Below are 23,993 nucleotides of genomic sequence, written 5' to 3'. Positions count from 1 at the left end.
ATTTGAGAATGAGTTTTGGAAAAGATTTATTAAGGAAAATAAAAACTGCAGAATTGCCTGGAATAAATGCTCACGGTGTTTTTTCACCTCCGGCAAGACCCGTATTTACTTATGATGAGGTTTTGAAGAAAAATCCGAAATTTGCTGCTGTCAACATTGTTTTGTATCTGAAAAATGATGAGTGGCATTTCCCTTTAATTCAAAGAACAATCAACGAGCACGACAGACATAGCGGACAAATTTCTTTACCGGGCGGAAAACGTGAGGAAACTGACAGAGATTTTGCTGAAACCGCAGTTCGTGAAACATCAGAAGAAATAGGAATCGAAAAAAATTATGTAAGAATTATCCGAGAAATGTCTCCGATTTACATTCCACCAAGTAATTTTTATGTTTATCCTTACATTTCATATACCAAAAAAAATCCTGAATTCATTTTGCAGCAAAGTGAAGCGGTAGAAGTGATAGAATTTCCTATTACCTCTTTTTTAAGTCTGCCGGATCAGCCTGAAATTATGGCTTTACCAACTGCGGGCGGAAACGAAGTTCCTGTCATAAATTTCAACGGATATATCATTTGGGGAGCTACGGCGATGATTTTAAGCGAATTCAGCCAGTTGCTGAAAAAAATGTAACTTTGCACAACCGTGTTTAATTGAGAAATGGCGAAGAAAAATATTTTCACCGATGCATTCGGAACACCTTATTTTTTGAAAAGGTTTATTATTTTTATTTTAGGAATGGTATCCTACAGAAGATTCAATGGATTTAATAAACTAAAAATAACAGGAACCGAACACCTTGTGGATCTTCCGGATTCTAATGTGCTTTTTGTATGTAACCACCAAACGTATTTTGCTGATGTTGCAGCAATGTATCACGCTTTTTGTGCCGTGAACAATGGCTATTTAAACACCATAAAAAATCCGATTTATCTGTTAAATCCGAAAATTGATTTTTATTATGTAGCTGCTGAAGAAACCATGAATAAAGGAATTCTTCCGAAAATATTCAAAGTGGCGGGTGCGGTAACGGTAAAAAGGACGTGGAGAGCCGAAGGTAAAAATGTTAACAGATTGGTAGACCTTACCGAAGTTGATAATATTATGAAAGCTCTGGATAACGGTTGGGTGGCAACTTTTCCCCAAGGGACGACATCTGCTTTCGCACAAGGAAGACGAGGAACGGCGAAATTGGTAAAAAACCAGCGTCCTATTGTAATTCCCATCAAAATCAACGGATTCAGAAGAGCATTTGATAAGAAAGGTCTTCGTGTAAAGGTAACAGGTGTGAAACCGACAATGGAATTCAAAGCACCCCTTGACATCGATTATGACAATGAAAAAGCACCGGAAATCTTACATAAAATAATGACTGCTATTGAGCAGACTGAGGATTTCAATGTTTTGCACAACTACGATGAAGAGCGTAAAGCTAAAAAATTAGAACAAAAAGATTCAGAAAATCAAAGTAATTAATATGAACAGAATAATAGGAATTTTATTCGCAATTATAGTACTTGTATCATGTAACAGCCAGAAAATGTATTCGGATTTTGATATAAGTTATTCTAAAAGCGGTGGCTTTGCTCCTATTTATGAGAATTTGCTCATTAAAGACAATATTGCTCACTACTCTTTTGAAGGTCAGGGTAAAAAATATAAGCAGGATTTTAAAATTTCAGAAGAAGATCTGAAAAAATTGGATCTTGTGCTTTCTAAAAATAATTTCAGAAGAATAGAAGAAGATCGCCAAAAGATCTACGATAATATAGCAACTTCTATTAATGTAAAAAGAGGCGCTAATGAAGGTAATAAAACAGATGCCAGTGCCATAATGCCTAATTACAAAACTAATTGGAGCAACATTATCAATGCGTTTCAGGAGATTATTAATAACAACGTAAAAAAACAGTAATACAATTGAGAACCCATTTCATCGCTATCGGCGGAAGCGCCATGCATAATCTTGCCATTGCATTAAAAGACAAAGGATATCAGGTTACAGGTTCAGACGATGCTATTTTTGAGCCCTCGAAATCAAGATTGGAAAAAAAAGGAATTTTACCCGAAGAATTGGGTTGGTTTCCTGAAAAAATAACATCCGATATTGATGCAGTAATCCTTGGAATGCACGCACATCAGGACAATCCGGAATTGGCGAAAGCGAAAGAATTAGGTTTAAAAATTTATTCATACCCCGAATTTCTTTACGAACAGTCCAAAAATAAAACAAGAGTCGTTATCGCCGGTTCGCACGGAAAAACGACGATTACTTCTATGATTCTTCATGTTTTGAATTTCCACCAAAAAGACGTGGATTTCATGGTTGGAGCTCAGTTGGAAGGTTTTGACTGTATGGTGAAACTCACTCAGGACAATGATTTTATGGTATTGGAAGGTGATGAATACCTTTCCTCCCCTATTGATTTACGTTCAAAATTTTTACTGTATCAGCCAAATATCGCTTTAATGAGCGGGATTGCGTGGGATCACATTAATGTTTTTAAAACTTTTGATGATTATATTGAGCAGTTCAGAAAATTTGTGGCAAGTATTACACCCGGTGGAATTTTAGTTTATAATGAAGAAGATCTGGAAGTCGTAAAAGTAGTGGAAGCCGCTGAAAATTATTTCAGAAAAATTCCCTATAAAACTCCAGAATACGAGATCACAAATGGAAAAGTTCATTTAAAAACCGAGATGGGCGATGTTCCGCTTTCTGTTTTCGGAGCTCATAATTTATTGAATCTGGAAGGTGCGCGAAATATTTGTCATCATTTAGGTATTATGGACGAAGATTTTTATGAAGCAATCATGAGTTTCAAAGGAGCTTCAAAACGTTTGGAAAAAGTAGAAAGAGAAGATAAGGGCACTCTTTATAAAGATTTTGCACACGCACCAAGTAAAGTAAAAGCCGCTGTAAAAGCTTTCAACGAACAGTTTAAAAACGAAAAAAAATACGGTTTCCTTGAACTTCATACTTATTCAAGTTTGAACCCTGTATTTTTAGAGCAATATGATCATGCCATGGACGGCTTGGATGAAGCAATTGTTTTTTACTCGGAAGATGCTTTAAAAATCAAGAGAATGGAACCAATTTCTCCTGATTTCATCAAGGAAAAATTTAAAAATGAAAATTTAAAAGTTTTCACGAATGCTGAAGAACTTCATGCCTATTGGAACACTTTGGATAAAAATCAGGGCGTTTATCTAATGATGAGTTCGGGTAATTTTGGTGGTCTGGATTTGACAAAATAATTTCTATATAAAACAAAACTCCTTTCGATTTGAAAGGAGTTTTTTATTTTTAATTAATTCTTTTATAAAAACGTCTTAGTACATCCTTGGTACCGTCTCCGTCAAAATCCTGAGTTCGGTCTTCTACAATCATATCAGTAGTAAGCTGAGTAACAAAATATGGATAATTTTCCTCTCCTTCGAACCAGAATTTACCATTTCCTTTATCGAACGTGTATTTCTTTGTTAAAGCATCTGTTTTTACGCAGGTATTATTGTTCTGGGCAAAAGAAATCGAAATAACGTGGGAAGAAGTAAATTCATGCGTACCGGTTTTCTCGCAATCCGTTGAAAAAGAAGTCTGAATCTGCTGATTTGAAGACCTATATATTTCAGATTTCTCAATATACCATTTTCCTGTAATTGAAGCTTTATTGCCAGTATCCTGAACTTCATCATCGCTATTACAGGAAACAATCAAAAATAAGATAAATGGAAGAAATAATTTTTTCATAATTAATTTTAAAACTGCTTTAAGAATCACAAAAATAAAGCAATTAAATTAAATACTTCTATCTTAAGGCTTAGTTTCATTCATCTCATATCATTCGCTTCTATCTTCATTTTCTTCAGAGGTAGACCCTACTCTTTCACTCGGATTTAACATATTTGCAATTGAAACTGCATCCGCAACAGTATCCATACTGTAAATCTGAATCACTCCTTGCGTTGTGGCAGCCTGTCCCAAAATGTTCTGTTGATTTTGATTATTCACTGCATTTTCAAACATAATTCCTGTAGAATGCGCTGCTGTCTGATAAACATTTCCCAATGCCATTGCCGGAGCTTCAGCCACAACTTTTACATTAGATTGTGTTACAGCATCCGTAATCTGATCATTAACAGATGTTGGAAATGCATTTGCTGTCTGTTTTTTGTCTTGTTCTTCCATGGTGTAAGTTTTTTTGATTTGATGCTTAAAGTTAAGCTTTATTTACATTGAACGCTAAAAAAAGAAGGAATAATTCATTGCTTCTTAATCATTTATACATTTAAAAAAATTAAATATCCGCCACGGCATTCAACATTTTCTGTTCCCATTCGGCGTCTTTCGGATCGAAAAACAATCTTTTTCCTGTGTCTAAAGAACGAACAACATTCATTTTGTTTTCTGATAACTCAAAATCAAAAACATTGAAATTCTCTTCAATTCTTGAAGGCGTAACAGATTTTGGAATCACACAGAAACCTTCCTGCAAATGCCATCTCAAAATAACCTGAGCAACAGTTTTGCTGTGTTTTTCTGCTATAGATTTTAAATCTTTATTATCTAAAAGTCCTGCATTGCCATTTCCAAGTGGGCTCCAAGGTTGTGTAACGATATTGTTCTCTCTATCATACACCTGAAGTTCTTTTTGCTGGAAAATAGGATGCAGCTCAATTTGATTAATTACCGGAAGAACTGTTGAATTCGCTTTTAATTCTTCTAATTTTTCAACTGGGAAATTACAAACGCCAATCGCTTTTATTTTCCCTTCCTGATATAATTCTTCCAACGCCTTCCAGGCTCCTAAAAAGTCTGCATAAGGCCAGTGGATAAGGTACATATCGAGATAATCCAACTGCAATCTGTCTAATGTTCTCTGAAAAGCAGGTTTAACCTTTTCATACGAAGTATCCTGAACCCAAAGTTTTGAAGTGATAAACAAACTTTCTCTGTCTACTCCACTATTTTTGATTGCGTTTCCAACAGCCGTTTCATTTTGATAAATTGCAGCAGTATCAATCATTCTGTACCCAGTCTGAATTGCTTTTACGACAGCATTTTCACATTCCTTCAAATCTTCCATCTGCCAAACTCCGAAGCCTAAAGCCGGAATATCGATTCCGTTATTGAGTGTAATCACAGGCTGTCCTGTGTAGTTTTTTTGTTCCATATTATTTTTATTTTATAATTTGATTTATACCATTAAAGTTTCATCCTTAGTCATCATTTTTCTGAACAATCCTTTGATGTGATCGATTTCTTCTGCATAATTCGTCTTTTTTCTGCATCCGAAATACAACGTATTCTCTAATTTTCTTTCTCCTTCCCAAATCAATTTTACCTCACCGCTTTCAATTTCATTTTTACATAAAAAATCCGGAACAACCGCCAGTCCTTTTCCACCTTTCAGGCAACGGATGATTGAATTTAAATTCGGAACGATATAATTGGGTCTGAAATTCGGCTTATGACCAAAATTCTGCAGCCAAAACTGAAAAAGATGCTCCATATCTCCCGTTGTTCCGTACCATTTTTCCTGTTTCAGCCAATTTTCAATATCGTTAAAGTCGTTTGTTTTTAAAACTTCATTAAAACTTTTTGTATTAATATCTTTTCCTCCTACCAGAATGATCTGTTCAGAAGAAAATGCTTCGTGTAAAATATTGGTTGAAGTGCCTTTTCTCGGAGTAATAATTAAATCTAAAATCCCTTTATCCAGTTGATCTAACATCTCAGGATATTCGCCGAAGCTGATAATGAGATTAAAATCCAACGTTGAAACATACTGCTCCAAAGTCGTCTGAAAAGTTTCAAAACACATTCCTACACTGATTGTCGGGGTATGTTTTTCTGTAGACTTCTGAAAGTTTTTCTCTACTTCCTCCAATTTCGTCAAAGGCTCCGATATTGCATTAAACAAAACCTTTCCTCTCTCTGTTGGAACCATTTTTCTTCCGGTTCTGTCGAATAATTTATACCCAACGTATGCTTCCAAAGAACCCAAATGCAAACTCACTCCCGGCTGCGATATAAAAAGAGAATCTGCCGCTCCGGTTAATGTTCCGGTTTTGTAAATTGCTTTAAAAGTCCGGTACCATTCTAAATTTACCATACTATTAAAATTGTTATTTGTGAATTGTCAATTAATTGACCACTCACTTCAAAGCGGATGACTATTCACCCATTATATTTCTGATACAAAGTTACAAAATAATCATAATACTATTAGTTAAAATAATTATTAAACAATAGTGTTATTTAATCTAAAAACCAACACAGGGAAAAAAGTACAACAAATACCACTTTTTATGTATTTTTTTGAGCTCCAAACTAATATACCTTTGTTCTATAAATAATTCTAAAGTAACAATTTATAAAATCATTAATCTTAAATTAAATAGCAATGAAAAAAACATCAACTTTAAAATCATTAGGATCAATCTTATCCATTTTATTAATTCTGATAAGCGGAATTTCAAACGTATCTGCTCAATCTCAGAAAGCAATTAAAAACGTAGTTCTGGTACACGGTGCATTTGTAGACGGATCGGGTTACCGAGGTATTTATGACATTTTGAGCAAAAAAGGATACAATGTTACTGTCGTACAAAATCCATTAAGCTCGTTGGCAGATGACGTAGAAGCTACAAAAGCAGCATTGGACAGACAGGACGGACCAACCATTTTAGTAGGTCATTCGTACGGTGGAAGTGTAATCACTGAAGCCGGAGACCATCCGAATGTAGCAGCATTGGTTTACGTAGCGGCATTTCAGTTAGACGAAGGAGAATCTGCTTTGGATTGGGCAAAAACAGAACCCGGATCTCCTAAAAACGGAATTCTACCAGCCGACGAAAAAGGAATTCTATACTATGACAAAGAAAAATTTCATGCAGGATTTGCGGCAGACCTTCCTAAAGCACAAGCAGATTTTATGTATGCTTCGCAAGGACGTTTTGCAGCAGCAGCATTGGATGCCAAAGTAACCAAAGCTCCGTGGAAAACAAAACCTTCATACGGAATTGTGGCTACTCAGGATGAAGCGATCTTACCTTCTATACAACGTAAAATGTACACAAAAGGAAATGCAAAAATTACAGAAATAAAAGGAAGTCATGCTGTATTTATTTCTCATCCTCAGGAGGTGGCAGATGTAATTATAAAAGCGTCGAAAGAAGTAAAATAAATTTGAGGATTCAAATAATCTAATAGAAGCTGTTTCAGTAATGAAGCGGCTTTTTTGCAATTTGAAAATGTGAACTCAAAATTTATTCAATTTTAAACATCATTATTCTGATATATGATTATGATTTATATTATTTTTATTATACAAAACACCATCATAACTTTGCATCATAAAATTTAAACAATCATACAGCAATGAAAAAAGTATTAATCATCAATGCAGGGCAAAACTTTGGACATTCCGGAGGAAAATATAATCAGACCATCGCAGAAAATACCTTAGAAGTTTTGAAAAATTTCGAAAATGTAGAAGTAAAAATTTCTAACATTAGTGACGGTTATGATAAAAATGAAGAAGTGAAAAAATTCGTCTGGGCAGATTACATTATCTATCACACTCCGATCTGGTGGTTTCAATTGCCGAACGGCTTCAAAAAATATATTGACGAAGTTTTCACAGCAGGTCACGTCAAAGGAATTTATATGAGTGACGGAAGAACTTCAGAAAATCCAAAGATCAACTACGGTACCGGTGGAATGCTGGGCGGAAGAAAATATATGTTGACCACAAGCTGGAACGCACCGGAAACAGCTTTCACGCTTCCCGGAGAATTTTTTGAGGAAACAAGTGTCGACAACGGGCCTTTATTTGGTTTTCACAGAATGAATGCCTTTGTTTCTTTGGAAAAAATGGAAAGTTTTCACTTTCATGATGTAGAGAAAAATGCAAATATTGACCGTGATATGAAACTGTACAGAGATCATTTGACAACCGTTTTCAAAAAAGAATTAAAACCACAATTAGCGTAATGAAAATTTATTTAACAGCCATTATCAAAGCAAAAGAAGAACACAGAACACAAGTTTTGGAAGTTCTTCAGAATATGGTAAAAGAAACCCGAAAGGAAGAAGCCAGCGAATTGTACACCCTTCACCAGGGAGTTGAAGACAAAAATCAGTTTGTTTTCTATGAAATATGGAAAAGCGAAGAAGGTTTTCCTCAACATAATCAACAACCTTATATTCAGGCATTTGGAGCTTTAGCAGATGAGAAATTGCAGGGAAAACCGCAGATTTATTTAACGAACATTATTTAAAAATTAAATCATTACGTAAAATTTAACAGTTAGGATTCAATAAAGTAACAGAAACTTAATCATCTTAACTCATTAAAAGAAACCTAATGGTTAAAATATTTCACTATGAAAAAATTAGCATTATTAATCTTAGCTCTTTTCACAATAGGATTCGTTCAGGCACAAACGAAAAACTTAAAAAATATGAAAAAGAAAATTCTGTTTGTCGTTACCAGTCACGACAAAAAAGGAAATACTGGAGAAAATACGGGATATTATTTGGGTGAAGTTTCTCATCCTTGGGAAGTTCTTCACAAAGCCGGTTATGAAATTGATTTTGTAAGTCCGAAAGGAGGAACTCCCCCCGTTGACGGATTTGATTTGAAAGATCCTGTAAACAGAGAATTTTGGGAAAATAAAGAATATAAAAATAAAATTGATCATTCTTTAAAACCATCAGAAATTAATCCAGGCGATTATTCTACGATATTTTATGCAGGCGGTCACGGCGCAATGTGGGATTTTGCAGATCATACAGAACTTTCTGCAATTGCATCAAAAATCTATGAAAACGGAGGAATTGTTGCCGCAGTTTGCCACGGGCCTGCAGGTCTTGTGAATATCAAATTAAATAATGGAAAATATTTGGTTGACGGCAAAAAAATCAATGCTTTCACCAATGAAGAAGAAGCTGAAGTAAAATTAACGAATGTTGTGCCTTTTCTTCTGGAAGATAAATTGAAAGAAAGAGGAGCAAAATTTGAAAAATCCGGACTTTGGCAGAATCATGTAGTGACTGATCAAAGAGTGATTACAGGGCAAAATCCTCAGTCTGCGAAAAGTGTCGGTGAAGCTATCTTAAAAGAGTTGAAAAATTAGTCATTTTTGGTGTAAAAGTTTCATTACCAATTTAAACCAACTGATTATGAAAATAGTAAACAAAGTAATCATCATTTTAACTATTCTATTTATAAATGATATAATTGCGCAGCAAAAAGAAATCTGCCGCTACAATAAAACTCCCACAGGTTTTCTAATGGTTCTTCGGCAAGGTGATGACGTGATTGCCAATATTGAAAATTTAGCAAAAACGGAAAACATTCCTTCAGCAAGTTTTTCCGGAATTGGTTTTGCATCTGATGTTACTTTTGGGTTTTATGATTTCAATTCAAAGAAATTTAATCCAAAAACATTTAAAAAAGTAGAAATGGGAAGCCTCACCGGATCGATTGCCTGGAATGAAAAAGGTCCATCTATTCACGTTCATGGTGTTGCAACTGATGATAAATTCAATGCTTACGGTGGACATATTCTATCCTTGCACGTCGGAACAGGCTCAATGGAAATTTATGTAACAGTAAATGATCAGAAATTGGAACGGAAAATTGAACAGCCCTTAAATGCAAATGTTTTGCAATTGAACTGTAAACTATAATGAAAACGCTTCTCAAAGGTAGAGAAGCGTTTTTTTGTAAATAACTTAAAATATTCAGGAAAATTATTTTCCAATCGGCATATGTGTGGCAATAGCAATTCTGTTCCATGCATTAATGGTAACAATCGCCATGATAATTTGTGCAATCTGAGCTTCATCAAAAACCTGTTTGGCTTTGTAGTAAGTCTCTTCTGTTAACCCTTTCTGACTGATTAAGGTAATTTCCTCGGTCATTTCCAAAAGCACCTGCTCTTCTTCAGTATATAATTCTTTTGCTTCTCTCCATGCATTCAGGAGGAAAATTCTTTGCGGAGTTTCACCGTATTTCATAGCATCTTTTGTGTGCATATCCAGACAGAATGCACATCCGTTGATCTGCGAAGCTCTGGTTTTTATTAATTCTTTCTGAATGTGATTCAAAGAAATATTTTGAAGATATCCTTCCAATCCCATCATTGCTTTGTAAGCTGCTGAATCTGTAGTTGCGATGTTTACTCTTGTACTCATATTATTTTGTTTTAAATTTCTGATACAAAGGTCAATGATTAAAACATCAAAAATCTTAAACTGGTTTAAGAACGTAATTTCGCCCTTATTTCACTTAAATATTCCGGAGTGAAACCCAAAAAAGATGCAATTAAATATTGTGGAATTCTCTGAATAAACCAAGGATACTGCGTACTGAAATGCACATACAGTTCTTCCCTGCTCATCTCATACAGATAACGGATTCTGCGTTCTGCCGCTGCATAAGCGCGCTGATAAACCATTCTGAAATATCTTTCCATTATAGGATGCTTTTTCAATAATTCTTCCTGCGCCTGAAGATTAATAACCAAAACCACAGACCGCTCTACAGACTGAATCGTAAAACCGGATTTTGCCTGTCTCTCAAACGCAAAAGTATCGGTGATCCACCAGTTTTCAATGGCAAATTCAGTGGTTTGTTCGACTCCTTTTTCATTAATAAAAAACTTTCTCAGACAGCCTTTCTGCACAAAATACATATATTTACAAATATCACCGCTCAACGTGAGATTCTGCTTTTTCTTCACTTCCAAAACATTAAAAAAGGAAGATATAGAAGTAAATTCCTCATCATTAACAGTAATAAATTTATCCAAATGCGCCTTGAAAGTTTCCATTTTTGAAAATTGTATGACCAAACTTAACTTTATTTTTTTAGTTTTACAATCACAAAACAGTAAATCATGGAAATTGTAGCCAAAATTTTAATCGCCATCGTCGCCATCGAACACATCTACATTCTTTGGATGGAAATGTTTGCGTGGGAAACCAAAGGAAAAGAAGTTTTCAAAGCTGCACTTCCTGCCGAAATGTTTAAACCAACCAAAGGTTTAGCCGCCAATCAGGGATTATACAACGGTTTTCTCGCTGCCGGATTAATCTGGTCCTTTTTGATTGAAGATCCGAAATGGCAGACCAATATTGCTTTGTTTTTTCTGGGATGTGTCGCCGTAGCCGGAATATATGGTGCAATTTCTGCAACGAAAAAAATATTTTTTGTACAGGCTTTACCGGCAATTTTGGGGATTGTTGCAGTACTTTTGAAATAAAATTTTTCCTCTTTCCAACCAATAGTTTATCATGCTGTAGGAATCCATGCAAACTTTCTTTGCGAGGCTTAGCTTTCTATGGAATGACAAACTCATATTAAAGACTAAAAATCTCCTTTAATTTCTTCTTCATATCCTCCGGTTTAAACAATCCCTCATGATATTCAACCAAATTCTGATTCTTATCTAAAATAATCCACACCGGATACGCAGGCTGAGTTTTATTTTTAGACAAAGCCAAAACCAGCTCATGAATTCCTGAATTTCCGTTGGGTAAATATTTAAATTCCTGTCCCTGAAAATTGATTTTATCTTTTGTTTTTTCCGCTTCAAAACGGATGAAGTAAAAATTTTCATTGATTGTTTTAACTAAATCTTTGTCTTTATTCAAATTGAAAGATTCAATCCTGCAGACAGAACACCAATCGGTATAAATATGAATAATAATCGGTTTTGGATTTTCTTTCTGCCGAATTTCCAAATCCGAAAAAGTGCCTGTTTTCATCTGTGAAAGACAAAAACAAGGCACTAACATTAAAAATAAAATTATGATATTTTTTTTCATTTCAAAGTATATCTAACTCCTAAAAAGCCTCTTATTTTCTGCATCGGAGCATACCCGTAAGTTGTATCAAAAGTATAATGATTTGGATTATTGACTGGATCATTTACATTTTTATCAAATGGGTCAAACGGTCGCATTAAAGGATCTTTCGGAGTAAAATTGAATACATTTTTAATTCCGCCATAGACTTCAAATCCGGACTTAAAACTCTTAGAAATCTGAATATTAGCTAAATTATAAAACGGAGAATATTCCGGGCGGTAATCATCCGGTAAGACTGGCAGCCGCATCGGTCCGTAAAATTGCCCTGTGAAATCTACCGTTACATTATTCCTGAATCTGTACGTCAGATTATACGTTCCACTCCATTTCGGAGCATGAAGCTGCTGCGATTTTTCATTATTTCCATCAAATTTCTGGTAAACATCAAGATAAGTCACTCCTAAATTAACGGTTAAAGGAAAACTGAAACTGTAATCTATATTTAAAGAAGCACCTCTTGAAATTCCGTATCCCTGAAGGTTATCATAAATAATTTTCTGATGATCTGTATCAAAATCGCCTACAATTTTATTGCTGAAATAGGTGTAGAATGCAGAAGCATCAAGATTTAGCAGTTTGTCACCGACAGGAATTTTCGAGATATAATTTAAGTTTCCGTTGATAGATCTTTCAGGTTTTAAATCTGATTTAATAACAACATCACGAGAACCCGTCAACGCAGCATGATCTTCCGTAAATAAATTCACAACCCGGAAACCCGTTCCAAAATTGAAACGTAAAGTATGATAAGGATTGGGTGAAAATTTCCAGGCAAAACGTGGTGAGTGTACTGCATGATGGATTTTATCGTAATCAAATCTATAGCCTAATAACAATGTATTTTTTTCATTAATTTCCCACTGATCCTGAATAAATAATCCTAAAATTGGAGACTTCATCGGTTCATTAATCAAGCCATCACTCGATAAAGTTCCGGCCGTATTGTCATCATAAAAAGTTCGTTTAAAAGTCGCTCCTACAATCAAATCATGATTTCCCAGTTTTTTATCCCAATAGGTTTGCGTAAAAGCTACTTTTTGCCTTGCGACAAAAGGATTATTTCCGTAGAAAGAATTTTGATCATGAAAATTATAAGAAAACTGTGTGACAATATTTTCTTTCATTGGCCACTGATACACTCCAAACGCCTCTACTCTGTTTGTATAAATATTTTCGCCATACACCTCATCACTTCCGCGATACGATTTATTCCACTGCATTTCCCCTCCAAAACGGTCTTCATACAAATACCTCAGCGCAAAACTTGCCAATCGGTTTTCCTTTCGCTGGAAATTCCATTTATTAAAAACTGAAATTCTGTTTTGCAAAGCAGCATCGGTGAAATTGTCGTTATTTTCGTCAAATCTTTTGGTTGAATTAAAATAATTTAAGCTTAATAAAGAAGCCACATTTTTACCCAAGTTAAATTTCGTTGAAAAATCAATATTATTTTCTGCCCAGCTTGTCGTCATCACATCCACACTCAATTTAGGTGCTGTGAGAGCATTTTTTGTAATAATATTAATCACTCCACCCATTGCTTCAGAACCATAAAGCGAGGAAGCCGGACCTTTCACTACTTCAATACGATCAACCAGACTGTTAGGAATTCCGCTTAATCCGTAAACAGTGGAAAGAGAACTGACAATCGGCATCCCGTCAATTAAAATCATGGTGTAAGGTCCTTCTAATCCATTAATATGAATATCTCCCGTATTGCAAACCGAACAATTCAGCTGAGGTTTTACACCATTAACCATCGCAATCGCTTCAAAAATATTAGGTGTCGGGTTCTTCTGAAAATATTTCTGGCTGTAAATTTCCACCGCAACAGGACTTTTGGATCGGCTGATAGGCTTTATTGTTCCTGTAATCACAACATCATCAATATTTTTCGTTTTGATTTCTTTTTTGTTTAAAGTTTTAGCAGAATCAGGTTTTTTAGAATCATTAAAAGTCAAACTATCTGATTCCTGCGAGAAACAATATGATGATAAAAGAACTACAGAAAATAATATTCGTTTCATGAAATTAAAATTGTTAGACAAAACTAACAATTAATTTTAGAACGACAAAACTTAAATAAAAATTGTTTTTAAATTTCAATTCATTAAAAAATATTAAATTTGAGAATCAAGATATAAAAGTAAAATGAGATATCATCAGTCGGGAAATATCCCACAAAAAAGGCATACGATTTTCAAGTCTCCGGAAGATAAATTCTACTACGAACAGCTTTTCGGAACAGAAGGTTTTCACGGAATTTCTTCATTATTATACCATATTCACCGCCCTACTCAAATCAAATCGATCGGTGAAGCAAAAGATGTAACTCCGAAAATTGCCGTTGATAAAAATGTAACGCCAAGAATGTTTAAAGGAATGAATGTCACTCCTGAAGACGATTTTATGGACAGCAGAAAGTTTCTGATGGTGAACAACGACCTGAAAATGGGATTGTCGAAGCCAAGAAAATCGATGGATTATTTCTATAAAAATGCAGAATGTGATGAACTTCTGTATGTTCATAACGGAAGTGGAATTTTGAAAACTTTCGTAGGAAATCTGAATTTTTCTGTTGGTGATTATTTAATTATTCCGAGAGGAACAATCTATCAGGTTGAATTAAATTCTGACGATACCGTTTTTTTTGTTGTTGAAAGTCATTCCCCGATTTACACCCCAAAAAGATACAGAAATGAATTCGGACAGTTATTGGAACATTCACCATTCTGCGAAAGAGACATCATTCCGCCAACTTTCGTTGAACCAAAAGACGAAAAAGGAGAATTTTTAATTAAAGTAAAAAAGGAAAATCAGATTACCGATTTCATCTACGCAACGCATCCGTTTGATGTTGTAGGCTGGGACGGATATTTTTATCCTTATAAATTTAATATCAAAAATTTTGAACCGATAACAGGAAGAATTCACCAACCGCCGCCGGTTCACCAGACTTTTGAGGCACACAATTTCGTGGTTTGTTCGTTCTGTGCAAGAATGTACGATTATCATCCGATGGCGATTCCGGCACCTTACAATCACTCTAATATTGATTCTGATGAGGTTTTATTCTACACAGAAGGTGATTTTATGAGCCGTAATCATATCGATTTGATGGATTTTACGCTTCATCCGGGAGGAATTGTTCACGGACCACATCCTGGAGCAATGGAAAGAAGTATTGGTAAAAAATTCACTGAAGAATATGCGGTGATGGTAGATCCTTTCAGACCGTTGAAAATTACAGAAGAAGCAATGAAAGTGGAAGATCCGTCATACAAAACTTCATGGCTGGAAAATGAAGATCATAGTTTGGAAGACCGTTCACAGGAATAATACGGCTTTGGCAACTTGCTTCTGGCTTTTTGCTTTGAATTTATCATAAAAACAGTAAGGACTAAATTTAAAATTTGGTCCTTTTTTTATTGCATAAATTTCACTGAAAACATGATAAATATCTCTAACAAGTGGGCCAAAATATAGACTAAATAAAAACAATATGCGCTATCTTTAGGATATTAAAAGTAAATTTAAAATATCTCAATTATGTATAATTATATAAGTGCAGAAGAAGCAATTTACACCATCAAAAGCGGAAATCGTGTCTTCTTTCACGGAAGTGCATGTACTCCAAATTATCTGATCGACGAACTGGCGAGGCAATCTCACCGCTTGGATAATGTAGAAATGGTTTCTATCACCCAACAGGGCAATGTGGAAATTGCAAAACCTGAATATAAAGATAAATTTTTCATGAATTCTCTGTTCGTCTCAGAGCCTGTACGTGATGCGGTAAATTCTGACAGAGGAGATTTTGTTCCCGTTTTTTTAAGTGAAATTCCGATCTTATTCAGAAAAAACATTTTGCCTTTAGATGTGGCTTTAATCACTGTTTCTCCGCCTGACAAACATGGTTTCTGTACATTGGGGACTTCTGTGGATGTGGCAAGGGCAGCCGTTGATACCGCTAAAATTATTGTTGCTATTGTTAATCCTTTAATGCCGAGAACACACGGCGACGGGATGATTCACATCAGTAAAATTCATAAATTAGTATGGCATGAAGAAGAGCTTCCGACTGTAGATTACGGTGCCAAAGTTGGACCGGATGAAATGTTAGTGGGAAAAAATGTGGCTGAATTGATTGACGACAGATCAACGCTTCAAATGGGAATCGGTACAATTCCCGATGCAGTTTTAAAATGTCTGGGAAATCATAAAGATTTAGGCGTTCATACTGAAATGTTGAGCGACGGTGTGATTGATTTAATTCAAAATGATGTTATCAATAACAAATATAAAGGCTACAACGATAATAAAACCATTACAAGCTTCTGCTTCGGAACAAGGAAACTGTATGATTATGTGGATGATAATACGGTGTTTTCTTTTGATGATGTAGGTACAGTGAATTTCCCGATCAATATTATGAGAAACAAAAAAATGGTAGCGATAAATTCAGCCATTGAAATTGATCTTACGGGACAGGTTTGTGCAGATTCTATCGGAACAATGCAATACAGCGGAATCGGCGGACAAATGGATTTTATGCGGGGAGCCGCTTTAAGCGAAGACGGAAAACCGATTATCGCCATCACGTCAAGAACGAAAAGAGGAGTTTCTAGAATAGTCCCTTTTCTTAAACAGGGAGCGGGAGTTGTAACAACGAGAGGTCATATTCATTGGGTGGTTACAGAATATGGCAGCGTTTATTTATACGGAAAAAATCTTCGCCAGAGAGCGCAGGAACTGATTAGTATTGCACATCCTGATGACAGAGAGATGCTTGAGAAAGAGGCTTTTGAGAGATTTAAACATTAATATAAATTTCTATCCATATTAAGACATGCAATTTTGTGTGGTTTTTTAATAATTTACACAGTCATTTTTTTATTAAAACTTTAACTAACAACTGTTTGTTTCTATTTTAACAGTTTCACGAAATTTTGTAATTTGCACCTTAAATAAAAGTAAAAAATAGAAAATATGTCAACATTAACATTTGCCGAAAAGATTGCTCAGGCAGAGAACTTTTTGCCAATCAACGGTACAGATTATATCGAGTTTTATGTGGGTAATGCTAAGCAGGCAGCTCATTATTACAAGACAGCTTTCGGTTTTCAGTCAGTTGCGTATGCAGGTCCTGAAACCGGTGTAAGAGACCGTGCATCTTATGTTCTTCAGCAGGGAAAAATAAGATTGATTTTAACGACTGGCCTTAAATCTGATTCTCCAATCAATGAGCATGTAAAAAAACACGGCGATGGTGTTAAAATTTTGGCACTTTGGGTAGATGATGCCTATTCAGCTTTTGAAGAAACAACAAAAAGAGGAGGAAAACCATATTTAGAACCTACAACTTTGACTGATGAGCATGGTGAAGTAAGAATGTCCGGAATTTATACTTACGGAGAAACTGTTCACATGTTTATCGAAAGAAAAAACTATACAGGTCCTTTCATGCCTGGTTATCAAAAATGGGAAAGTGATTATAAGCCTGAAGAAGCTGGTTTATTATATGTTGACCACTGCGTAGGAAACGTAGACTGGGACAGAATGATCCCAACAGTAGAATGGTACGAAAAAGTGATGGGATTTGTCAACATCCTTTCTTTTGACGACAAACAGATCAACACAGAATATTCTGCTCTGATGTCTAAAGTAATGTCCAACGGAAACGGATTTGCAAAATTCCCGATCAACGAGCCTGCAGAAGGTAAAAAGAAATCTCAGGTAGAAGAATATCTTGATTTCTACGAAGGCGAAGGCGTACAGCACATTGCTGTGGCAACCAGAGATATTATCCACACGGTAACTGAGTTGAAAAAACGTGGTGTAGAATTCCTTTCTGCTCCGCCGGAAGCTTATTATGACATGGTTCCTGAGAGAGTGGGACACATCGATGAAGATCTTAAAAAATTACAGGATTTAGGCATACTTATTGATCATGATGAGGAAGGATATTTATTACAGATCTTTACGAAACCTGTAGAAGACCGCCCAACTCTTTTCTTTGAAATCATTGAAAGACACGGCGCTCAGAGTTTTGGTGCAGGTAATTTCAAAGCGTTATTTGAGGCGTTGGAAAGAGAGCAGGACAAAAGAGGAAATCTTTAATTTAATTACAATATAGAGTTTTGTCGGGATGAAAAATCCTGGCAAAACTTTTTTTATAAAACACATTATATGAAAAAATTTTTAATAGGAATATTAGTTTTAGGAGCAACTTTTAGCTTAAAAGCGCAATACGGTTCATTAAACGATATTCTTACCAGACTTGAAGAAAGAAAAGGAATCAATCAGAATCTGGAATCTGTAAATATTGACAATAAGAAATTTGTTTTCATTAAAGACGAAGCAGATCATACAGAAAGAGATTTTATCGTTATCAAAGGAAATAAAGCAACTTACGTAGAAGTTTTTGACGATAAAGCTACGGGGCAAACAAGCTCGAATGTATTTTCCGGTGATATTATGAGAAATAAAAACAATATCGTTTCTTTAAGAGCAGACATGCTGGAAAATAAAAAAGTTCCTATTCCTGTTACCAAAACTTTACTGCTGACAAGACAGGACAATATTCTGTACCTGATTGATATTAATACCAAAGCCAGATGGATTGATGAAGAATCTATCTCTAAAAAACAAAAATAAAATAATATTAAAATTTCTAAAATAATATTCAGAAATCAAAAGATATTAGAGTAAAATTTCAACAGATTTATTCTTAACTAAATTACTAAATTATGAAATCATTTGTAGAGTATTCCTCAAATTCGGATTTTTCAATTCACAATATTCCTTTTGGAGTAGCGGTTTTTAACAAAGAATATATAAGCTGTTGTACAAGAGTCGGAGATCAGATCATTGATCTTGCAACGTTATATGACTTTAGTTATTTTGAAGATATTGAAGGTTTAGACGACAATATTTTTGAAGCCTACACACTAAACGAATTTATTGAATTAGGTAAACCCGTAACCAATGCAGTTCGTGCAAAAATTCAGGAATTATTACTGGAAGGGTCCATCTTGTCGAAAGATGAGAAAACCATTGAAGCAGCCTTCTATGATCTGGATCAGGTAATGATGATGATGCCTGTTCACATCCCGAATTACACGGATTTTTACAGTAGTATCGAACATGCAACTAACGTTGGAAAGATGTTCCGAGATCCGGAAAATGCATTATTGCCCAACTGGAAACATCTTCCTGTAGGATATCACGGCAGAGCTTCTTCTATTGTAGTTTCAGGAACGGAGATTAACCGTCCTAAAGGTCAGACAAAACCTGCAGACTCCGACAAACCGGTTTTCGGACCGTCAAAACAATTGGATTTCGAACTGGAAATGGCTTTCATCATCAACCAAAACACAGAGATGGGCGAAAGTATTTCTACAAAAAATGCAGAAGACGCTATTTTCGGAATGATTATTTTTAATGATTGGTCTGCAAGAGATATTCAGGCTTGGGAATATGTTCCGCTAGGACCATTTTTGGCTAAAAATTTCGGTTCATCTGCTTCACCGTGGGTGATAACACTGGAAGCTCTGGAACCATTCAAAACAGCCTCTCCTAAACAAGATCCTGAAGTTTTAGACTATTTAAAGTTTGAAGGTGATAAAAATTATGACATCAATCTTGAAGTATATTTGAAGCCAGAAAACGGTGAAGAGAATCTGATTTCTGAGAGCAATTACAAACATATGTATTGGAATATGGCGCAGCAGTTGGCTCATCATACCGTAAACGGCTGTAATGTTGAAGTCGGTGATCTGTATTCAAGCGGAACGATTTCAGGAAGCGATCCAAAATCTTTCGGCTCTATGCTTGAGTTAACTTGGAGAGGACAAAACCCAATTACTTTATCTAACGGACAGGAAAGAAAATTCATTGAAGACAACGATACAGTTACGATGAAAGCATGGGCTGAAAAAGATGGTATAAGAGTAGGTTTCGGTGAAGTTTCCGGCAAAATTATTCCTTCAAAATAAAATTTTAATAATATTGAGATGCTTCGACAGGCTCAGTATGACATCGCTAAAAATATATTGCAAAAATTAAAGCAGTTAGTATTAGAAATGTCATACTGAGTGGAGTTGAAGCATCTTTTTTTAAGACACATACACTTATATTACCAAACCAACAACATGAAAACAGTAATCCCATCCGAACTCACCGCTGTACAACTGCAAACCATCATGCAGACTGCCGTTTCACCGAGACCTATCGCCCTGGCTTCTACGGTCGACAAAGAAGGAAACAGCAATTTATCGCCGTTCAGCTTTTTCAATATGTTCAGTACAGTTCCTCCGATTTTAATTTTTTCGCCTTCGAGGAGAGTTCGTGATAATACGACAAAACATACATTGGAAAACGTTTTGGAAACTTCTGAAGTGGTCATTGGAACGGTAAATTTCCCGATTGTACAGCAAATTTCTTTAGCTTCAACAGAGTACGGAGACGGCGTAAACGAATTCATCAAATCAGGACTGACGATGAAAGTTGCTGATATAGTTCAACCAAAGCTGATCGCAGAATGTCCTGTTAATTTCGAATGTAAAGTTTTAGAAGTTAAACATTTGGGAGATCAAGGCGGCGCAGGAAATTTAGTAATCTGTGAAGTTCAGAAAATCCACATCAGAGAAGAATATTTGAATGAAGAGGGAAATTTAGATCAGGCAAAACTGGATATGGTGGCTCGTTTAGGCGGAAACTGGTATTCCAGGAATAATGAAAATAATTTGTTTGAAGTTCCAAAACCTTTGGTCACAAAAGGGATCGGTTTCGATCTTCTTCCCAATGAAATAAAATACAGCAAAGTCTTTACAGGAAACGATCTGGGAATGTTGGCAAACGTAGAAGTTTTACCTTCTGAAAATTGTCATTCAAATGAAAATATTCACCGGGAAGCACAGAAATTATTGATAGAAAGTAAGATTGATGAAGCCTGGAAAATTTTAATTAAATAGTTTAAACTTATTTATGAAAAAATATATTTACTTATTTATCATTGTATTTATTCTACAATCGTGTTATTATCCTGTAAGAAAAGATTACGGAATCTATAGCAAATCACTGGTATTTTCAAAAGACAAAAAGTGGCTGATTAATAACATAAACACAGATGTAGATTCGCATCACAGAGAAATGATGAGTAAACAGACTTTACAGTTATTTCAGGATTTGAGTAACGGTAAAGCTTCCGATTTAAAAACTGCCAAGTCGGAAAATCTCATCCAAAATAATATTCCCTTTGAACCTCAAGTTGAAGATCTTGAAACATTAAAAAACAGTTCAGATTTTAATTTCCTGGTCAATATATACACCTTTAAAGTTCGAAATGCCTTAGATAATTCGCTTGGAGTTCAATATGAATACAAAAAAAATGAGACTTTTGCGATAATGGATGTTTACGATATTTCAACAATGAAAAAGATATATTCTTTTAAAGCCTATTCAGAAGTTTCGGTAGAAAAAGGTGACAAGGCAACTATCTTTAATCCGTCAACAGAAATGATGACCATGAAAAATTTCAGGGCTCTCTTAAAATCAGTGAAAAAGAACGCTGTAAAAACTTATTAAAAAAGGAGTGAAAAATTTTCACTCCTTTTTTATTTTCATTCTTAAAAGCAACACTGCCAACGTCCGTTTACCTGAACTTCAGTGCCGTAATTTGTATTACAAGGAGGAACAACACATCTTCCTTGTCCATCACTCAGATAAAAATTCACACATCCAGTTACACATGGTAAAACCTTGTCTCCGCCAACAATGTTTTTTTGAGCTTCTCTGCCTAATTTCTGACCGTTTTTCAAGTTTGAATTTTTCATAATAATTTTAATTTTTAGTGAATCAATATTTATCACTAATATATGAAAAATTATACCATTTTGAAAAATATTATTGAAATTCAATACATTGTATAATATTTTACATTTTTTCCTTAATAAATTCAATAGATTTTTCGACTACTTCATTCAGATCTTTTGGCAATTCATTGCTTTCCCAAGGTTCTTTTGATCCAAAAGTATGATTGGCATTTTCAATTAAAAATAATTCTGAATTTGGGTTTAAAATATGAAGATGTTCCGCATTTTTCAAGGATACACTTTCATCATTTGTCCCGTGAATAATTAAAACATGTGCTTTTGCCATTTCCATAGATCGTTCAACATCAAAACGATGAGGATCTTTTTCGAAATCTTCGTAAAACTGATAATAATGTGGCATTTCCTGCTTCGTTCTTCCATTCACAACATAATAAACTCCTGCTTCTTTCCATTTTTCAAAAGCATCATTTTTAGGAAAACGTTCTAAAGTATCAACACTTGCCAATGTAATTAAACCGTTAATTCTTTCATCCTCATAAGTCTTAATAATAGAAATCCCTCCTCCTCTGCTGTGACCCATCAGAATTATTTTTTGATCGTCAACTTTTTCATCAGTCACAAAATAATCAATTACAGTACTAAGATCCGAAAGTTCTTTAGAATAATTATTATTACCAAAAGCTTCCAAATCAGCAAAATTATGAGGATCTTCAACCGTCGTTCCGTTGTGTGAAAAATTAAATTTAACGAAGAAAAAACCGGCTTCTGCAAACTTTTCTGCCATTAAATTCCAGGCTCCCCAATCTTTGTAACCTTTGTAGCCATGCACGAAAATAACTAACGGTAATTTTTCATTCGTTTCCGGATAATAAGCGTCTGCAAGAAAATCTCTGGTTTCTGGGTTTGAGATGATAATATTTTGTTGTTTTGTTATCTGCATATTTTATTTTTTACTTGAAAACATAAGTTTTGCCATTTCAATGAAGGAGAAATCTCATAATAGATTCTTCATTATGCTTACTCCATTCAGAATGACAGACTGTATATTTTTAATGATTAATCTAATTTTCACTTAAAAATAGTATAAATAGAAATAAACACAAAGTAAAAACCTTATTTTTGCTTCATGTTGGATTTAAGAACAGTAACCGTCATGCGTTACATTCTGCCGCTTCGTGAAGGAGGTTCGCTTCCCGCTTTGGCAGAGGCTGATGATGATTTTAAATATGTTTTGAAATTTCGTGGCGCAGGTCATGGAGTTAAAATGTTGATTTCTGAATTATTAGGTGGAAAAATCGCAGAATTATTGGGATTAAAAATTCCTGAACTGGTATTTATCAACCTTGATGTAGATTTCGGAAGAACAGAAGCAGATGAGGAAATTCAGGATTTATTGAAAAATTCTGAAGGGCTGAATTTGGGATTGCATTATCTTTCCGAGGCCATTACTTACGATCCGAGCATTCAGGTTGATCCTCTTTTAGCTTCAAAAATAGTTTGGCTGGATGCCTTTATTACCAATATTGACCGTACTTTCAGGAATACCAATATGTTGATGTGGCACAAAGAATTGTGGGTAATCGACAACGGTGCTTCCTTTTATTTCCATCATTCATGGCAGAATTTTGAAACAGCAGCAAAAACTCCGTTTAAATATGTAAAAGACCATGTTTTACTTCCAAAAGCAACAAAATTGGATGAGGCTGATACATTCGCTAAAGAACTTTTAAACGAAACTGTTTTCAGGGAAATCGTTAATCTGATCCCTGAAGATTGGCTGCATTGGAACGATGCCGATGAAACACCTGAAGAAATCCGTGAGATATATTTCAATTTTTTGAAAACCCGATTAGAACATTCTGAAATCTTTTTAAATGAAGCCAAAAATGCAAGAGGATAAAATTTACGAATACGCCGTCATACGCTTGGTTCCGAAGGTTGAGAGAGAAGAATTTTTCAACATTGGATTGGTGATGTTTTCTAAAAGAGAAAAATTTATCAAAGTTGAATTTTATTTGTGTCCAGATAAATTTAAACTGATGCACAGCAAATTGGATTATGATGATATTATTCAGAATCTGGAAAGTTTCAAAAAAATTGCAGAAGGAACTAAAGACGGCGGACCCATTGCTCAGCTCGAAATTCCTGAACGTTTCCGTTGGCTGACAGCAGTTCGAAGTGCTGTTGTGCAGACTTCCAGACCTCATCCCGGAAAATCCATTGATTTTGAAAAAACTTTTGGTAGACTTTTTGAGGAGTTAGTAAAATAAG

Annotated in this window: 29 protein-coding genes; 19 read left to right on the top strand and 10 right to left on the bottom strand. The window is 35.0% G+C overall.

All coding sequences use genetic code 11. The features are described from left to right. Nucleotides 1-8 precede the first annotated feature (8 nt). From ASG22_RS07890 to murC, 4 genes are read left to right on the top strand one after another with little or no spacing between them, the layout of a single operon-like run. Nucleotides 9-635 carry an NUDIX hydrolase gene (locus ASG22_RS07890; protein WP_055982800.1) on the top strand — a complete coding sequence of 209 codons (627 nt, stop codon included), beginning with the start codon at nucleotides 9-11 and terminating at the stop codon, nucleotides 633-635. Nucleotides 636-662: 27 nt separating this feature from the next. Next, nucleotides 663-1,478: a lysophospholipid acyltransferase family protein gene (locus tag ASG22_RS07885; protein WP_055982797.1), complete on the top strand. Its 816-nt coding sequence runs from the start codon at nucleotides 663-665 to the stop codon at nucleotides 1,476-1,478. 1 nt (nucleotide 1,479) lies between these two features. Next, a complete protein-coding gene (locus ASG22_RS07880) occupies nucleotides 1,480-1,917 on the top strand; it encodes a hypothetical protein (RefSeq protein ID WP_055982795.1) in 438 nt (145 codons plus the stop codon). A gap of 5 nt (nucleotides 1,918-1,922) precedes the next feature. After that, nucleotides 1,923-3,260 (top strand): UDP-N-acetylmuramate--L-alanine ligase, encoded by a 1,338-nt coding sequence (gene murC, locus ASG22_RS07875; protein ID WP_055982792.1) that lies wholly within the window; start codon nucleotides 1,923-1,925, stop codon nucleotides 3,258-3,260. Between the two features lie 49 nt (nucleotides 3,261-3,309). Here murC and ASG22_RS07870 read toward each other — a convergent pair whose 3' ends face one another. From ASG22_RS07870 to ASG22_RS07855, 4 genes are all read right to left on the bottom strand, one after another. After that, nucleotides 3,310-3,753, bottom strand: a complete 444-nt coding sequence (locus tag ASG22_RS07870) for a hypothetical protein (RefSeq protein WP_055982790.1) — start codon at nucleotides 3,751-3,753, stop codon at nucleotides 3,310-3,312. A gap of 90 nt (nucleotides 3,754-3,843) precedes the next feature. Continuing rightward, a complete protein-coding gene (locus ASG22_RS07865; protein WP_055982788.1) occupies nucleotides 3,844-4,191 on the bottom strand; it encodes a RebB family R body protein in 348 nt (115 codons plus the stop codon). A 109-nt stretch (nucleotides 4,192-4,300) separates the two neighbouring features. Then, nucleotides 4,301-5,176 (bottom strand): aldo/keto reductase, encoded by an 876-nt coding sequence (locus ASG22_RS07860; RefSeq protein ID WP_055982786.1) that lies wholly within the window; start codon nucleotides 5,174-5,176, stop codon nucleotides 4,301-4,303. Between the two features lie 24 nt (nucleotides 5,177-5,200). Then, on the bottom strand, nucleotides 5,201-6,118 hold the full coding sequence (locus ASG22_RS07855; protein ID WP_055982784.1) for a LysR family transcriptional regulator: 918 nt from the start codon (nucleotides 6,116-6,118) through the stop codon (nucleotides 5,201-5,203). 291 nt (nucleotides 6,119-6,409) lie between these two features. On the opposite strand from ASG22_RS07855, the gene ASG22_RS07850 reads away from it, so the two are divergent. The 5 genes from ASG22_RS07850 to ASG22_RS07830 all read left to right on the top strand — a co-directional run bounded on the left by ASG22_RS07850 (nucleotide 6,410) and on the right by ASG22_RS07830 (nucleotide 9,702). Beyond that, the gene (locus ASG22_RS07850) at nucleotides 6,410-7,192 is read left to right on the top strand and encodes an alpha/beta hydrolase (protein WP_055982782.1); all 783 of its coding nucleotides are present in this window, start codon (nucleotides 6,410-6,412) and stop codon (nucleotides 7,190-7,192) included. Nucleotides 7,193-7,386: 194 nt separating this feature from the next. Then, nucleotides 7,387-8,001: an NAD(P)H-dependent oxidoreductase gene (locus ASG22_RS07845; protein WP_055982780.1), complete on the top strand. Its 615-nt coding sequence runs from the start codon at nucleotides 7,387-7,389 to the stop codon at nucleotides 7,999-8,001. Continuing rightward, nucleotides 8,001-8,288 (top strand): putative quinol monooxygenase, encoded by a 288-nt coding sequence (locus tag ASG22_RS07840; protein WP_055982778.1) that lies wholly within the window; start codon nucleotides 8,001-8,003, stop codon nucleotides 8,286-8,288. Before ASG22_RS07845 ends, ASG22_RS07840 begins: the two co-directional genes overlap by 1 nt. A 105-nt stretch (nucleotides 8,289-8,393) precedes the next feature. Next, nucleotides 8,394-9,146: a type 1 glutamine amidotransferase domain-containing protein gene (locus tag ASG22_RS07835; protein ID WP_202966696.1), complete on the top strand. Its 753-nt coding sequence runs from the start codon at nucleotides 8,394-8,396 to the stop codon at nucleotides 9,144-9,146. A gap of 46 nt (nucleotides 9,147-9,192) precedes the next feature. Beyond that, complete coding sequence (locus tag ASG22_RS07830; RefSeq protein ID WP_055982776.1) at nucleotides 9,193-9,702, top strand: PPC domain-containing DNA-binding protein; 510 nt, start codon at nucleotides 9,193-9,195, stop codon at nucleotides 9,700-9,702. 63 nt (nucleotides 9,703-9,765) lie between these two features. On the opposite strand, the gene ASG22_RS07825 is transcribed toward ASG22_RS07830, so the two are convergent. Further along, the gene (locus tag ASG22_RS07825) at nucleotides 9,766-10,209 is read right to left on the bottom strand and encodes a carboxymuconolactone decarboxylase family protein (protein WP_055982773.1); all 444 of its coding nucleotides are present in this window, start codon (nucleotides 10,207-10,209) and stop codon (nucleotides 9,766-9,768) included. Between the two features lie 65 nt (nucleotides 10,210-10,274). After that, nucleotides 10,275-10,847, bottom strand: a complete 573-nt coding sequence (locus tag ASG22_RS07820) for a Crp/Fnr family transcriptional regulator (RefSeq protein WP_055982771.1) — start codon at nucleotides 10,845-10,847, stop codon at nucleotides 10,275-10,277. Between the two features lie 66 nt (nucleotides 10,848-10,913). On the opposite strand from ASG22_RS07820, the gene ASG22_RS07815 reads away from it, so the two are divergent. After that, entirely contained in the window at nucleotides 10,914-11,279 is a 366-nt protein-coding gene (locus ASG22_RS07815; protein ID WP_055982769.1) for a DUF1304 domain-containing protein, read from the top strand. 97 nt (nucleotides 11,280-11,376) lie between these two features. On the opposite strand, the gene ASG22_RS07810 is transcribed toward ASG22_RS07815, so the two are convergent. Both ASG22_RS07810 and ASG22_RS07805 read right to left on the bottom strand, forming a co-directional pair. Beyond that, nucleotides 11,377-11,784, bottom strand: a complete 408-nt coding sequence (locus ASG22_RS07810) for a thioredoxin family protein (protein ID WP_238586873.1) — start codon at nucleotides 11,782-11,784, stop codon at nucleotides 11,377-11,379. Between the two features lie 56 nt (nucleotides 11,785-11,840). Continuing rightward, nucleotides 11,841-13,913 carry a TonB-dependent receptor plug domain-containing protein gene (locus ASG22_RS07805; RefSeq protein WP_055982765.1) on the bottom strand — a complete coding sequence of 691 codons (2,073 nt, stop codon included), beginning with the start codon at nucleotides 13,911-13,913 and terminating at the stop codon, nucleotides 11,841-11,843. 124 nt (nucleotides 13,914-14,037) lie between these two features. Here ASG22_RS07805 and ASG22_RS07800 point away from each other — a divergent pair, with 124 nt between their 5' ends. From ASG22_RS07800 to ASG22_RS07770, 7 genes are all read left to right on the top strand, one after another. Continuing rightward, nucleotides 14,038-15,225 carry a homogentisate 1,2-dioxygenase gene (locus ASG22_RS07800; RefSeq protein WP_055982763.1) on the top strand — a complete coding sequence of 396 codons (1,188 nt, stop codon included), beginning with the start codon at nucleotides 14,038-14,040 and terminating at the stop codon, nucleotides 15,223-15,225. Between the two features lie 210 nt (nucleotides 15,226-15,435). Then, on the top strand, nucleotides 15,436-16,710 hold the full coding sequence (locus ASG22_RS07795) for an acetyl-CoA hydrolase/transferase family protein (protein ID WP_055982761.1): 1,275 nt from the start codon (nucleotides 15,436-15,438) through the stop codon (nucleotides 16,708-16,710). A 165-nt stretch (nucleotides 16,711-16,875) separates the two neighbouring features. Then, nucleotides 16,876-18,006, top strand: a complete 1,131-nt coding sequence (gene hppD / locus ASG22_RS07790) for a 4-hydroxyphenylpyruvate dioxygenase (RefSeq protein ID WP_055982759.1) — start codon at nucleotides 16,876-16,878, stop codon at nucleotides 18,004-18,006. 69 nt (nucleotides 18,007-18,075) lie between these two features. Continuing rightward, complete coding sequence (locus ASG22_RS07785; RefSeq protein ID WP_055982758.1) at nucleotides 18,076-18,543, top strand: hypothetical protein; 468 nt, start codon at nucleotides 18,076-18,078, stop codon at nucleotides 18,541-18,543. Nucleotides 18,544-18,635: 92 nt separating this feature from the next. Beyond that, a complete protein-coding gene (gene fahA, locus ASG22_RS07780) occupies nucleotides 18,636-19,883 on the top strand; it encodes a fumarylacetoacetase (RefSeq protein WP_055982756.1) in 1,248 nt (415 codons plus the stop codon). Nucleotides 19,884-20,039: 156 nt separating this feature from the next. Beyond that, nucleotides 20,040-20,861 (top strand): flavin reductase family protein, encoded by an 822-nt coding sequence (locus ASG22_RS07775; protein WP_055982754.1) that lies wholly within the window; start codon nucleotides 20,040-20,042, stop codon nucleotides 20,859-20,861. A 13-nt stretch (nucleotides 20,862-20,874) separates the two neighbouring features. Continuing rightward, entirely contained in the window at nucleotides 20,875-21,474 is a 600-nt protein-coding gene (locus tag ASG22_RS07770) for a hypothetical protein (RefSeq protein WP_055982752.1), read from the top strand. A gap of 41 nt (nucleotides 21,475-21,515) precedes the next feature. On the opposite strand, the gene ASG22_RS20910 is transcribed toward ASG22_RS07770, so the two are convergent. Together ASG22_RS20910 and ASG22_RS07760 are read right to left on the bottom strand one after the other, a co-directional pair. Then, a complete protein-coding gene (locus ASG22_RS20910) occupies nucleotides 21,516-21,722 on the bottom strand; it encodes a hypothetical protein (RefSeq protein WP_131726168.1) in 207 nt (68 codons plus the stop codon). Nucleotides 21,723-21,822: 100 nt separating this feature from the next. Next, complete coding sequence (locus tag ASG22_RS07760; protein WP_055982748.1) at nucleotides 21,823-22,662, bottom strand: alpha/beta hydrolase family protein; 840 nt, start codon at nucleotides 22,660-22,662, stop codon at nucleotides 21,823-21,825. Between the two features lie 186 nt (nucleotides 22,663-22,848). On the opposite strand from ASG22_RS07760, the gene ASG22_RS07755 reads away from it, so the two are divergent. Together ASG22_RS07755 and ASG22_RS07750 are read left to right on the top strand one after the other, a co-directional pair. Continuing rightward, the gene (locus ASG22_RS07755; protein ID WP_055982746.1) at nucleotides 22,849-23,622 is read left to right on the top strand and encodes a HipA family kinase; all 774 of its coding nucleotides are present in this window, start codon (nucleotides 22,849-22,851) and stop codon (nucleotides 23,620-23,622) included. Further along, on the top strand, nucleotides 23,609-23,992 hold the full coding sequence (locus tag ASG22_RS07750; RefSeq protein ID WP_055983482.1) for a DUF3037 domain-containing protein: 384 nt from the start codon (nucleotides 23,609-23,611) through the stop codon (nucleotides 23,990-23,992). Before ASG22_RS07755 ends, ASG22_RS07750 begins: the two co-directional genes overlap by 14 nt. Nucleotide 23,993: the final 1 nt, after the last annotated feature.

Source organism: Chryseobacterium sp. Leaf405 (genome assembly GCF_001425355.1).
In the GTDB taxonomy this organism is placed as follows: domain Bacteria; phylum Bacteroidota; class Bacteroidia; order Flavobacteriales; family Weeksellaceae; genus Chryseobacterium.
Note: the sequence above shows the minus strand (reverse complement) of the source record. Positions and strands in the feature narration are given on the sequence as shown.